Raw genomic sequence first — 13,264 nt, forward strand, 5'->3', positions numbered from 1 at the left:
ATGTGATGTTATTGTAAACAAATCAACACTTTACATCTTTTAGCATTAATTGTAATGAAGTAAAACCATTCCAATTATTTTCTTCTAAAGTAAAAGCAGCTTCAAAAGTTTCGGCCTGTTGAATTTCATCTAACTGATGTCCCATACCAAAACCTATAGCATTATAAGTTTTATCATCGGCTCCATAAATAATATTTAAACGCAAATGTTCTGGCAAATCATCTTCATGCTCTACTTTACCTATACGTTTACCATAACCATTGTCTCTTAATGCAGTGGCTTTAAAAACAGGTTTCATATTGGCAGGACCAAATGGAGCAAATTGTGATAATATTCTATAAAATTTTGGGGTTAGGTATGATAAATCTACCTCAGCATCTATAGAGATTTCTGGTGTTTTTTGTTCTTCTGTTAAGGTTTCTTTAACTACTTTTTCAAAAGCATTTTTAAAAGCATGGTAATTTTCTGGTAACAATGTTAAACCTGCAGCATATTTATGACCTCCAAATTGTTCTATATGCTCTGCGCAAGCCTCTAAAGCATTATACACATCAAAACCTTTAACCGAACGTGCCGATGCTGCCAGTTTATCTCCACTTTTGGTAAATACCAAAGTTGGTCTGTAGTAATTCTCTATGAGTCTTGAAGCCACAATACCAATAACACCTTTATGCCAAGTTTCACAAAAAACAACACTCGTGCTGTTTTGCTCTTCATTATTTTCTCTAATTTGTTGTAAAGCTTCATCGGTTATTTTTTTATCTAATTCTTTTCTATCAGCATTATATTGGTCAATTTCACTAGCAAACTTTTTTGCTAGAGATATGTTTTGTTCTGTTAACAACTCTACGGCATGAATCCCTTGTTTCATTCTACCCGCAGCATTAATTCTTGGAGCAATTATAAACACTACATCTGTAATGGTTAATTCTGTTTTTTGTACTTGCTCTAAAATAGCTTTAATTCCTGGTCTTGGATTTGAATTGATTAATTTTAATCCATGATAGGCTAAAATTCTATTTTCACCATCCATAGGAACAATATCTGCAGCAATACTCACTGCTAACAAATCTAAATACGGTATTAACGTTTCAAAAGGATGTTCTAATGTTTCTGCAATGGCTTGAATTAATTTAAATCCAACTCCACAACCAGACAATTCATCATAAGGGTAATGGCAATCTACTTGCTTAGGGTCTAATACCGCTACGGCATCAGGAACAGTATCTCCTGGTCTGTGGTGATCACAAATAATAAAATCTATGTTTTTTTCTTTTGCATAAGCTACTTTATCAATGGCTTTAATTCCACAGTCTAAAGCAATAATTAAAGTAATTTCGTTATCATCAGCAAAATCAATTCCTTGATAAGAAATTCCATATCCTTCTGCATATCTATCAGGAATATAAGTTACCACATTAGGATATAGCGTAAGTAGATACGTAGACATTAAAGCTACAGCTGTAGTTCCATCTACATCATAATCGCCATAGACCATTATATTCTCGTTATTTTCTATGGCAGTAAAAATTCTTTGTACAGCCTGTTCCATTCCTTTCATTAAAAAAGGATTGTGTAACTCCGCTAAGTTTGGTCTAAAAAAACTTTTGGCTTCATCAAATGTATTGATTCCTCTTAAAGCCAATAACTGAGCCAACACTCTATCTATTCCCAAAGATTTAGACAAAGAATTTACAACATCATTATTAGGTAAAGGTTTGGAAATCCAACGCATAGCTTTTAAGTTTCAATTTACAGAAATATAACAAACTTAATAGAAAACAGTGCATTTGAATAACATTGATTAGAAAATTATTTAACAGTTTTTATAAAGTAGGAAAAGCTAATAATCAACAGGGATTACTTAACATACATTTTTACAAAAACTTTATTTCCTAAATGATCATCAGCAATTACAATATAAACTCCATCTAAGTTTTGATTTGGAATTTGTTGTCCTTTTGTATTATAAATTGCTAAAGAAACATAATCTTCTAAATTATTAGTTACTGTTCCCGAGTGATAACCTAATATTAAACCTGGTATTTGGTTACCTGTAGTTTCTATTAAATCATCTCCATCTTTAACGCTTTTAAAGCCCTCCCAATAAGCATGGTTGTAGGCATAAAAAGTATTCTCTGGTATGCTTAAGTTGATATCACTTTTATTAGAAAACAAATCATTATACTCAAAAGGTTGAGTCTTTTCTGACACTACTTCTGTGATTGGATTATTATGAAAAGCCAAATAGTCAATACTTTTTACATTTTCTGGAAAAGTAACACGAGTTATTTTATTATTACCAAAAGCAGAAATACCTATGGTTTTTACAGCATGGCCAATAATTAAAGTTTCTATTTTATTATCGTAAAAAGCAAGATTAGAAATGGTAGTTACTTTATTTGGAATGGTAACACTTGTTAACTTGTTATTATTAAAAGCGTAGGAACCAATAGTTTCTACGGCATCACCAATTGTTAAACTATTTATACTGTTGTTATAAAAAGCTGCGTTGGCAATAATTTTTACGTTATTAGGAATTACAACACTTGTTAAAACATTGTTAGAAAAGGCTTCATTCCCTATATAATTAACTTTATCCGAAAGTGATATATTAATTAAGCTATTCCCTTTAAAAGCATAAGAATCAATAGTATAAACTTCATTTGGTATAGTTACAGTGGTTAAATTGTTTCCAGAAAAAGAATCATAACCTATTAAATTTAAAGTATTTGGAAAAGTTACACTAGATAGATTTTTGTTCTTAAAAGCTGAAGTTCCTATTTCTGTTACAGTATAGGTTTTTCCTTTATAAGTAATTTCATTTGGAATAACAACAGCTGTACTACTACCATGGTAGTTTTCTATTTCAACATATCCTTCAGCAACATTTTTAACAGCATATTCAATTTCATCTATTGTAAATGATTCTAAAGCTATGAATTCACCATTAACAGTTTTAAAACTCGTCCATCCTGCATTAGTATATGCTTCTAAAGTATTGTTAGGAATTGTTAAATCTATATCAAAATTATTATCAAAAGTATTAGATGGTAAGCTTGCAGGATTTATACTTAATGAATTTACACTAGTAATAGCATTGTATAAAAAAACACCATCTCCCAAACTTGTTACGCTAGAACCTATACTTACATTTTCTATAGCATTACTAGAAAATGCATTTTTTTCTATATTGATAACCTTGTTAGGAATCACTACTTGTGTGATGGAGTTGTTATTAAATGCGGCTTCTCCTATATTTTCTAAATTATCTCCTAAAGAAATAGTTTCTAAAGAATTACTGATAAAAGCATATTTACCAATATCTGTTACATTGTTCGGAATGCTTATGTGTGTTAATGAATTATTTGCAAAAGCCGAGTTCCCAATAAAAGTAACACTATTGGGCAATGTTATATTGGTTAAAGAATTATTAGAAAAAGCATCAGAACCAATACTTTCAACTCCATTCGCAATAGTTAATGTGGTTAATTGATTACTTGAAAAAGCTCCTGGCTCTATAATTAACACAGAACTAGGAATGCTAACATTTATTAAAGAATTTTGATAAAAAGCTCCATTCTTAATTTTTGTAACTGGATAGGTAGTGCTGTTATATTCAACTGAACTGGGAATATCAATTGAGGTATCACTTCCTAAGTAGTCTAGAATTTCAACCTCATTATTATTTACAATATTGTATTGAATATTGTTATCTGTAAATGTTTGAGCTTTTGTTAAATAAACATTTAACAATAAACTCAGCACTAAAAGTAGTTTGCTTTTCATAATCCTCCTCCTTTAGTTTTAATTAGCTAAATAAGATGTTACCGCTTCGTTTCTAGAAACACAAAAAGTTTTCATGGTTTCTATAGCTGTTTCAAAATCTTCGGAACCATCATACAAACTTGTGTATTCTGGACTTTCTGATGTAACACTTGATAAAATTAAATTATAATAATTATCAAATTTTGTTTCCATTATACTTGGGTTGTAATAATTATCTACAAAATCTTTTAAATATGTTTTATAATCTTGTTCATAAGAGGCCACTCCCATTAAAAAAGTGATTAATGCCCAATCATCTGAAACTTCTGTCATTTCCAACGACAAAGCTTGTAATTGTGCAGAACCACTTAAAAAAGCTTCGTTATTATCCCAAACAATCCATTTGATAAGGCTATCAGCAGGGTCGTGATACAAGAAATAATTATGTCTCATATTACCATAAGAATCCCAATTTTGGATGGTATTATTTACAGCCAAATACTTTAAAAATCCTTGAACATCAAAAACACTTTCTAAATTGGCTTTCCAAGTTTCAACATCAGTAGTTCTTAAAGGAGAATGTAGTATGGCGTATAATTCCTGAATATCAGACCAATCGGCTAATTCTTCATTTGTTTTTTTCTCAAAATCTTCTAAATTAAATTCGTTAGCAGAAAACATTGACCCTCTTCCTTCAGGCTTATAACAGTTTCCGGTATTACTCCCAAAAACAGAAGATAACATGGTATCAAAAACGACTTCATCTAACGTATATAAACCGTAATAAACAGGAATTCCAGAACCCTCATCTACATAAACTTCATAAAAAGCAGTTTTCACTGCTGGCACTCCAAAATCTCTAAATAATTCAGTAGCTACTTTTTCTCTTAGATAAGAAGCATCATTGTAATTACTTCCTAAAGAAAGATCTTGAAAACCATAAAATCTTTGATTGTTAATTTCCGGATACTCATCCTCAAACTCATCAAATTTAAATCTTAAAGGCAATTTTCCATTTCCGTTATTGTATGCTCCAAACAAACTTGAATTTCCTTTATATCTAACACCTACATGATACCATTGTTGCTTATTAAAATATAAATCGCAAGGAGTGTAAACAGGTTTGTCATCAGAAAAACTATTGGGTCCAGAAGCTGCTGTAATTAAACTTGCTAAATTAGACCTCATACTTTTATACTCCTCGGCAGAAAAAACAATATCTAATCTATTTACCTTATTTTGAGGAAAAACTACGTTATAATGAACACCTTCTACATCTGTGTGTGTGGCCAAAGTCCATTCCTGGATATCTTTATTAGGAACCACCTCAACCTCTCTACAAGAAACCACTAAAAACGCTATGATTAAAACCAATAATACTGGCTGAGTATTTTTAATTTTTATATTCATAATAGTTTATTTTAAACTGTAAGTATATTTTACCCCAATAATATTCACTGCTCTAGGGTAGGTTACATTTAACTCTTTGTCGAACCTATAAAAGAGTTTCATTTTAGCAGATTTATGTACTTTAAATGTGGTTCCTAGAGTAATTCTATAACTTTCTAATTGATTTTCTGATGCGGATCCTACGGAACGAAACAATTCTCCAGACAATTCAGGATCTAACTTCCATTTTTTTATATTGTAAACAGCATCTACTTTAAAACGAACAATTTGTTTAAATTCATCATCTATTTTTAGTTCATTTCTATTCTGATAACGGACCCTATATTTTAAATCAACCTGATTGATTTTTTGCTTATATGTTCCGTCTATATGATATCTAAAATGATCTTCATAACCCTGAATTTTTCCAGTATTATCGTTATTCTTTATATATCGTAACGCACCAGTTAACTCAAATCGTTTAGTTAAACTATACTCTAAATCTAATTGACCAAAATACTGACTTACTTCTGAACTATTATTTTCAAGTCTTAACTGACCTTCTAAAGTAACCGCCCATTTTTTATTGATCTTATATTTTAAATTTATACTAGACCATGTTTCTAAATCTCTAGTAACAATAGTATCTTGTCCGTAAGTTGACACAGACAATAAAAGAATTCCTATTAAAAAAAACTTATTAAGGATTGCCTTACTTGTTTTGATAAAATATAGTAATATTGGCAAATTTCCTTTTAAAATTAACTTCATGAATTTTGATTTTCTCTATACTTAAACCTGTTTTTTCTTCTAAATCTTGCTTTAAGATTTCATAATTCTCCGGTTTTATATTGTCCAAAACTTCGTATACAATTTTTCTTGACATTTGATGTTTTAAACTCCAAAACCATTCTGTTAACCATAGTACTATAATAATTAACACATTAGCTGTTATCAATTCTATATAGCTCATTTTTTTATTAGCCAATGCGTTAATAACTGAAACACCTATGACCACAAACAAATAGGTCATTTCTTTTATATCAATAGAATTTGTTCGGTATCGTATAATCCCAAAAATGGCAAAAAGCCCTAGAGCCATTCCTAAATCAAGTTCAAACTTTTTAAGGGTAAAACACAAAAAGAACACTATTACACTAATCATATAATAGGTAAAAAAGTACTCCTTATTCCTTGCTTTTTTATAATAAAGTCCTCTGATTATGATTGTTAAAAACCCAATATTAATACAAAACTTAAAAAGCATTTTGTAAAAATCATCATCAAAAATAGGTATGTTGTATATTTCCATATTCATTTTTTATCACACAAATGTGTACCTTAATTTAATTTGCAAAAATGCTAAAAATAAAACACAAAATTAAGGCTAAAAGCCAATAGTTTAACAAATATCAAGAAAACTCATTTACATTTTTTTTAGAAATTAGTCTTTATACCATTTAAAACAAGAAAAGATGCTTCTAAACAGAGGCATCTTTTTCGTATTAAGTATTTTATGAATAAATATTATTTTACTCTGGTAATGGTTAACCCATCTCTAATAGGCAATAAAACGGTTTCTACCCTAAGGTCTTCATTCACTTTTTTATTATAAACAACCAAAGCATTTGTATCTATATCCTTAGGATCAACTTTTTCAACTACTTTCCCACTCCACAAAACATTATCGGATAAAATCACTCCTCCGGGATTCATTTTATCTATAATTAAATCAAAATAATTTGAATAATTTGCTTTATCTGCATCAATAAAAACCAAATCAAATTTTTCATCTATAGTAGGAATTATGTCCATGGCATTCCCTACGTGTTGATGAATTTGTGTTCCATATTTAGATAAATCAAAATACTTACGTTGTAAATCATACAACTCTTCATTTTTATCTATGGTATGTAAACTTCCGTTATCTTGCATTCCTTCGCACATACAAAGGGCCGAATAGCCCGTATAAGTTCCTATTTCTAAAATATTTTTAGGGTTGATAAGTTTGGCTATCATGGCTAAAAGTCTACCTTGAAAATTTCCACTTAGCATTCGTGGATTTAAAACGGTTTGCCATGTTTCGGTATTAAGGGCTTCTAAAAGTTCTGGTTCTGGTTGAGAATGGTTTACTGCGTATTCATCAATCTCATCTGGTAAAAAATGCATTCTTTATAATTTATTTTCTAATTCCTTTATTTGTTGTTTTAACCTTGCTTTATCTTCATCAGACAAACAACATTTAGATAATTCTTTTTGCTTTTTTACCATATCACACATGGTAGATAATTTTGAATTTTGTTTACTAAAAACTCTACATACCTTACAGTACATAAAGTGAAAATTTAATTTAATTTTCTCTAAAAAACTAGCTTCTCCGTACTGTGCTTTTGAACAGATAGTGGTAGCTTCTTTACATGTAATTTTCATTTTTTCCATCACCATAATTACTTTTTAAACCAATTATCTTCCATACATTTTCTCAACTGAGTTCTAGCCCTATGAATGATAACCCAAAGATTAGACGGAGTGATATCCAGCTCATTACAAATATCATCAGTATCAAAACCCCTAAGAGTTTTCATTTCAAAAACTATTCTATATTTTTCTGGTAACTTTTCAATACAGGCTTGTAAAGCTTCCCCTAATTCTTCTGTTTCTATATCTGAATCTGCATCTCCACCCCAATCTTGAGGAACTCTTTCTTCAATCCAATCTCCTTCTCTTTCTCCATCACTATAAAAGTTCATACGAACCTCTGCTTTTCCTTTATTAGAGTTAATTTTTCTATAATGATCTATTATTTTTCTTTTTAAAATTGAAATCAACCAAGTTCTTTCGCTTGCTTTTCCTTCAAAATTTTTCATAGACTTTAAACCCGCAAAAAAAGTTTCTTGAACTAAATCTTTTGCTTTTTCGGCATCATTTACCCTTGCAATTGTATAATTAAAGAGGTAATCTGCATAAGCATCAATCCAATTATCTGGGTTTAAAGTATGTATTTTGGTTTCTGACATAATCCTTAAAAGGTTTTCTCTAGGATAAAGATATAAATATTTATATGTAAAACTCTATACTTTTGCCATCAACTTACTTGTTTTAGTTCTTCTTAATTAATTGCACGAATTCCTTAAAAAAGAGTAATTTTACAGTTCGTTTTTATATTAAAAAGATATGTCTGCAATTAAAAAACAATACAAAAGAGTTACTACAAATTCCTTGATTGAAATGAAACGCAATGGAGAAAAAATTTCCATGCTTACAGCTTATGATTATACCATGGCTAAAATTATTGACAATGCAGGAGTAGATGTTTTATTAGTTGGAGACTCTGCCTCTAACGTAATGGCGGGTCATGAAACCACCTTACCTATTACTTTAGACCAAATGATTTACCATGCAAGTTCTGTAGTAAGAGCTAGTGACCGTAGCTTAGTTGTTGTTGATATTCCTTTTGGTAGTTATCAATCAGACTCAAAAGAAGCTTTGCGTTCTGCCATTAGAATTATGAAAGAATCTGGTGCGCATGCCGTAAAAGTTGAAGGAGGTATAGAAATTGAAAACGCATTGTCTAGAATTATACAAGCAGGAATTCCTGTTATGGGACATTTAGGATTAACGCCACAATCTATTTATCAATTTGGAACTTATACTGTTCGTGCCAAAGAAGAAGCCGAAGCTGAAAAACTATTAGCAGATGCTAAATTATTAGAAGCCAAAGGATGTTTTGCTTTAGTATTAGAAAAAATACCTGCAAAATTAGCAAAAAAAGTAGCCGAGAGTTTAAGTATTCCTGTAATTGGAATTGGAGCTGGGCCAAATGTAGACGGACAAGTATTAGTTGTACATGATATGTTAGGAATGACTCACGAATTCCACCCTAGGTTTTTACGTAGATATGCCAACTTATACGATGAAATGAGTAATGCTTTTACCCAATACAACGCCGATGTAAAAGCCAAAGATTTTCCTAACGAGAAAGAACAATATTAATTAGTTGTTGATTTGTTAAGTCGTGTATTTGGATGATTCATATAGAATTATGAAATCTTGACACCAAATACCAGATACCAAAGACCTAAAATGAAAGTACTTCACATAGATTCTAACCACACTGTTTTAAAAGACGACTTGGCTTTATTAGGATGTATCAATCACGAAGATTACACCTCATCAAAAACCGAAGTAGAAGCTAAAATAAGTGACTATGACGGTATTGTGATTCGTAGTCGTTTTAAAATTGACAAAACTTTTATTGATGCCGCTAGCAATTTAAAATTCATTGCTCGTGTAGGTGCTGGTTTAGAAAGTATTGATTGTGATTACGCCATAAGCAAAGGAATCTTTTTAGTTGCTGCTCCCGAAGGAAATATGAATGCCGTGGGAGAACATGCATTGGGAATGATTTTAAGCTTATTCAACAATTTAAAAAGAGCCGATTTACAAATCCGCCAAGGACAATGGTTGCGAGAAGCCAACCGAGGTTTAGAGTTAGAAGGAAAAACTATTGGATTGATTGGTTATGGAAACATGGGAAAAGCTTTTGCTAAAAAACTTAAAGGTTTTGATTGCGAAGTAATTTGTTACGATTTAAAAGAAAATGTAGGTGATGAAAATGCCAAACAAGTTTCTTTACAAGAACTTCAAGAAAAAACGGATGTATTAAGCATTCACACCCCACATAACGATCAATCTTTTAAAATGATTGATACAAATTTTATCCAAAAATTTAAAAAACCTTTTTACATTATTAATACTGCTAGAGGAACAGCCATTGTTACCCACGATTTGGTTGATGCATTAAAATCTGGAAAAATACTAGGAGCTTGCTTAGATGTTTTGGAATATGAAAAGCTGTCTTTTGAGAACCTTTTTGAAAACAAAGAACTCCCAACTGCCTTTGAATATTTAATCAATGCCGAGAATGTTTTACTCTCCCCTCATATTGCAGGTTGGACAGTGGAATCTAAATTTAAATTGGCCAAAACAATTACTAAAAAGATAGCCCTACATTTTTTCAATAAAGATTTGTAATGTTTACTTTTATGCGTAGACAAGTAAAGCATGGAAGAAATTATTAAAGAATTACAAAATATAAAACAAAACACTGACTTAAACTACAGTGTTAAAACTAGTGTCGAAGATTTTACACAAAAAATATTTAGTGTATTGTTTGATGACAGCATAGATTTGGCTCATAGTTTTGAAGAGTTAGAAAACTTATTTAAAGCCGCTGCTAAAATATCTTGCATGTGTCCTCAAGAAGTTTGTGATGAAACTTGGAATACTTTTGCCCAAAAACTGCCAAAAATACTAAAGGACTTAAATAAAGATGCAAATTATTTTATGGAATCCGATCCAGCAGCAAGAAGGATTGAAGAAATTTACTTTGCATACCCTGGATTTTATGCTTTAGCTATTCACAGATTAAGTCACGAAATATACAATCAAAACTTATACTTATTTGCTCGTTTGATGAGTGAATATGCACACAGACAAACTGGAACAGATATTCATCCTGGAGCTACCATTAAAGCTCCTGTGTTTATAGATCACGCAACGGGAATTGTTATAGGAGAAACCTGTATTATAGAGCCTCATGTAAAAATTTATCAAGGAGTTACATTAGGAGCTTTAAGTGTAAGTAAAGACAAACAAGATAAAAAAAGACATCCTACCGTTAAATCTAATGTATGTATTTATGCAAATGCAACTATATTAGGTGGAGAAACTATCGTAGGAGAAAATTCTATTATTGGAGGAAACGTTTGGGTAACCAAATCTGTTCCAGATAATTCGGTAGTATATAATACTATTGAAGCCAATATCAAAACAAGATAATATTATGTATCGTAAATTATTAGACTGCATTGGAAATACACCATTGGTTGAAACCACTCACTTGGTCAAAAATCCAAATGTAAAATTACTTTTAAAACTAGAGGGAGATAATCCCGGAGGAAGCGTTAAAGATCGTGCTGCATATAGTATGATAAAAGGTGCTTTAGACAGAGGTGAAATAAAAGATGATGACAAGTTAATTGAAGCTACTAGTGGAAATACAGGAATTGCTCTAGCAATGATTGCTCAATTATTAAATATAGATATTGAATTGGTATTACCAGAAAATTCTACGGCCGAGCGTGTACAAACCATGCGTGCCTACGGAGCTAAAGTAACGTTAACTTCTGCTGAGACTGGAATTATTGGTTCTAGAGATTATGCCGATGAAAAAGTAGCTCAAGGAGGATACATTATGCTAAACCAATTTGCCAATGATGACAATTGGAAAGCACACTATAACACCACAGGACCAGAAATTTGGAGAGATACCAACGGAGAAATAACTCACTTTGTATCTGCCATGGGAACTACCGGAACCATTATGGGAACTTCTACATATTTAAAAGAACAAAACCCTAATGTGCAAATTATTGGAGCCCACCCTAGTGATGGATCTCAAATTCCAGGAATCAGAAAATGGCCAGAAGAATACTTACCAAAGATTTTTGACAAATCTAAAGTAAATACTGTTATGGAAGTTTCAGAAACCGATGCAAGAGCTATGACCAAACGCTTGGCTAAAGAAGAAGGTGTTTTTGCAGGAATGAGTTCTGGAGGTTCTGTAGCTACAGCTGTTAAACTTGCAGAACAACTAGAAAGCGGTGTGATTGTTGCTATTATATGTGACAGAGGTGATAGATATTTATCATCTGATTTATTTGATTAAAAAATACAAACATGAAATTTATAAAACCATTTATCATACTTATTAGTGCTCTTTCTATTATAGGTTGTAAATCAAAACCAAAAGACCCTATTAAAGCCATTGAAGAAGCACATCATAAAACTGATTTTTTAAATCACAAAGCAGTAAAATTTGATATTTTATTAAAGTTTAGAGGAAAGGAAAGATTAAACGCAACCATCACTTTACTTACGAACTCTTCTAAAGGATTAATTGAATATAAAGATGGAAGTAAAATATACACCATTGGCGACAAAGTATTTTACTCTCCAAACTTTAAAAATGTAAAGGCAGTAAGGTTTGATGCTTATACTTGGTCTTATTTTTTTATGTTCCCATATAAACTATCTGATCAAGGAACTCAGTGGTCAGAATTTGGAGAGCACAAATTAAATCAAACAGTTTATAATACTCAAAAATTGAGCTTTACAGCAGGAACTGGAGATGCTCCAGATGATTGGTATTATGTATACTCAGATCAAAATAATCACTTAATTAATACAGCGGCTTATATTGTTACTTTTGGAAAAACTGTAAACAAAGCAGAAAGTGATCCTCATGCTATAAAATACGATCACTATAAAGAAGTTGAAGGAATTCCTATTGCTACCAATTGGACTTATTGGGAATGGAATAAAACCAGTGGTATTTCTAACCAATTAGGAGAAGCAACTATTAGTAACATTAGTTTTGTTAATAAAGTTTCTTTTGAGGTGCCTCAGAATTTTATTGAAAAAGAATGATAGAATTATTTAAATATGCTTTGACAGTTTTTATTGGCTTTTTTGCCATTATGAACCCCATTGCTAATATTCCGGTTTTTATTTCATTGGTAGCCAATGCAGATCGTAAAACCAAAAAAAGAATTAATAAAAAAGCCACACTAACAGCATTTCTGATAGTGTTGGCTTTTTCCCTTTTAGGAAAATTTATTTTTGAAATGTTTGGTATTACCATACCTGCTTTTAAAATTACAGGAGGTATTTTGGTTTTTCATGTAGGTTACGAAATGGTACAATCTAAAAAACCTAGTGTAAAACACATGCAAGATGTTGATCTTGATGAAAATATTGCTATCTCACCTTTGGCCATCCCTGTATTGGCTGGTCCAGGAACCATTGTAACTGCTATGAACTATGTTGCTAACACTGCATACATCCACATTGTCATTGTTATTGCTATTTTTGGATTGATGTGTTATATTACATATTGGGCTTTTCAATTAGGAGATTTTATTGTAGAAAAAACAGGAAACAACATCATTACTGTTATTGGTAAAATAATGGGATTAATACTTGCTATTATTGGTGTAGATATGTTTGTGGAAGGTGTTAAACTTGCCTTTTCGTTAACCTAAAA

The 13,264-nt window shown here is 31.1% G+C and carries 14 protein-coding genes; 6 read left to right on the forward strand and 8 right to left on the reverse strand.

The genetic code is table 11. The features are described from left to right. Positions 1-22 precede the first annotated feature (22 nt). The 8 genes from recJ to AXE80_RS09915 form a co-directional block, all read right to left on the reverse strand. Positions 23-1,735, reverse strand: coding sequence for a single-stranded-DNA-specific exonuclease RecJ (gene recJ / locus AXE80_RS09880; protein WP_068826826.1), 1,713 nt, complete (start codon positions 1,733-1,735; stop codon positions 23-25). Positions 1,736-1,860: 125 nt separating this feature from the next. Further along, a complete protein-coding gene (locus AXE80_RS09885; RefSeq protein WP_068826828.1) occupies positions 1,861-3,789 on the reverse strand; it encodes a leucine-rich repeat domain-containing protein in 1,929 nt (642 codons plus the stop codon). An 18-nt stretch (positions 3,790-3,807) separates the two neighbouring features. Then, on the reverse strand, positions 3,808-5,178 hold the full coding sequence (locus tag AXE80_RS09890; protein WP_068826830.1) for a CotH kinase family protein: 1,371 nt from the start codon (positions 5,176-5,178) through the stop codon (positions 3,808-3,810). A 6-nt stretch (positions 5,179-5,184) separates the two neighbouring features. Continuing rightward, positions 5,185-5,928 carry a DUF2490 domain-containing protein gene (locus AXE80_RS09895; protein ID WP_068826832.1) on the reverse strand — a complete coding sequence of 248 codons (744 nt, stop codon included), beginning with the start codon at positions 5,926-5,928 and terminating at the stop codon, positions 5,185-5,187. Beyond that, positions 5,870-6,469, reverse strand: a complete 600-nt coding sequence (locus AXE80_RS09900) for a DUF4956 domain-containing protein (protein WP_068828833.1) — start codon at positions 6,467-6,469, stop codon at positions 5,870-5,872. Before AXE80_RS09900 ends, AXE80_RS09895 begins: the two co-directional genes overlap by 59 nt. A 215-nt stretch (positions 6,470-6,684) precedes the next feature. Next, on the reverse strand, positions 6,685-7,326 hold the full coding sequence (locus AXE80_RS09905; RefSeq protein WP_068826833.1) for an O-methyltransferase: 642 nt from the start codon (positions 7,324-7,326) through the stop codon (positions 6,685-6,687). Positions 7,327-7,329: 3 nt separating this feature from the next. Then, positions 7,330-7,596, reverse strand: coding sequence for a hypothetical protein (locus AXE80_RS09910; RefSeq protein WP_068828835.1), 267 nt, complete (start codon positions 7,594-7,596; stop codon positions 7,330-7,332). 8 nt (positions 7,597-7,604) lie between these two features. Beyond that, the gene (locus tag AXE80_RS09915) at positions 7,605-8,174 is read right to left on the reverse strand and encodes a sigma-70 family RNA polymerase sigma factor (protein WP_068826834.1); all 570 of its coding nucleotides are present in this window, start codon (positions 8,172-8,174) and stop codon (positions 7,605-7,607) included. Between the two features lie 157 nt (positions 8,175-8,331). Here AXE80_RS09915 and panB point away from each other — a divergent pair, with 157 nt between their 5' ends. The 6 genes from panB (at position 8,332) to AXE80_RS09945 (ending at position 13,262) form a co-directional block, all read left to right on the forward strand. Continuing rightward, on the forward strand, positions 8,332-9,150 hold the full coding sequence (gene panB, locus AXE80_RS09920) for a 3-methyl-2-oxobutanoate hydroxymethyltransferase (protein ID WP_068826835.1): 819 nt from the start codon (positions 8,332-8,334) through the stop codon (positions 9,148-9,150). Between the two features lie 90 nt (positions 9,151-9,240). Then, complete coding sequence (locus tag AXE80_RS09925; RefSeq protein ID WP_068826837.1) at positions 9,241-10,191, forward strand: 2-hydroxyacid dehydrogenase; 951 nt, start codon at positions 9,241-9,243, stop codon at positions 10,189-10,191. 30 nt (positions 10,192-10,221) lie between these two features. Next, positions 10,222-10,998: a serine O-acetyltransferase EpsC gene (gene epsC, locus AXE80_RS09930; protein WP_068826839.1), complete on the forward strand. Its 777-nt coding sequence runs from the start codon at positions 10,222-10,224 to the stop codon at positions 10,996-10,998. Positions 10,999-11,002: 4 nt separating this feature from the next. Continuing rightward, on the forward strand, positions 11,003-11,887 hold the full coding sequence (gene cysM, locus AXE80_RS09935) for a cysteine synthase CysM (protein WP_068826841.1): 885 nt from the start codon (positions 11,003-11,005) through the stop codon (positions 11,885-11,887). 11 nt (positions 11,888-11,898) lie between these two features. Beyond that, entirely contained in the window at positions 11,899-12,648 is a 750-nt protein-coding gene (locus tag AXE80_RS09940; RefSeq protein WP_068826843.1) for a hypothetical protein, read from the forward strand. Continuing rightward, positions 12,645-13,262 (forward strand): MarC family protein, encoded by a 618-nt coding sequence (locus AXE80_RS09945; RefSeq protein WP_068826844.1) that lies wholly within the window; start codon positions 12,645-12,647, stop codon positions 13,260-13,262. Before AXE80_RS09940 ends, AXE80_RS09945 begins: the two co-directional genes overlap by 4 nt. Positions 13,263-13,264: the final 2 nt, after the last annotated feature.

It is taken from the genome of Wenyingzhuangia fucanilytica, from assembly GCF_001697185.1.
In the GTDB taxonomy this organism is placed as follows: Bacteria; Bacteroidota; Bacteroidia; order Flavobacteriales; family Flavobacteriaceae; genus Wenyingzhuangia; species Wenyingzhuangia fucanilytica.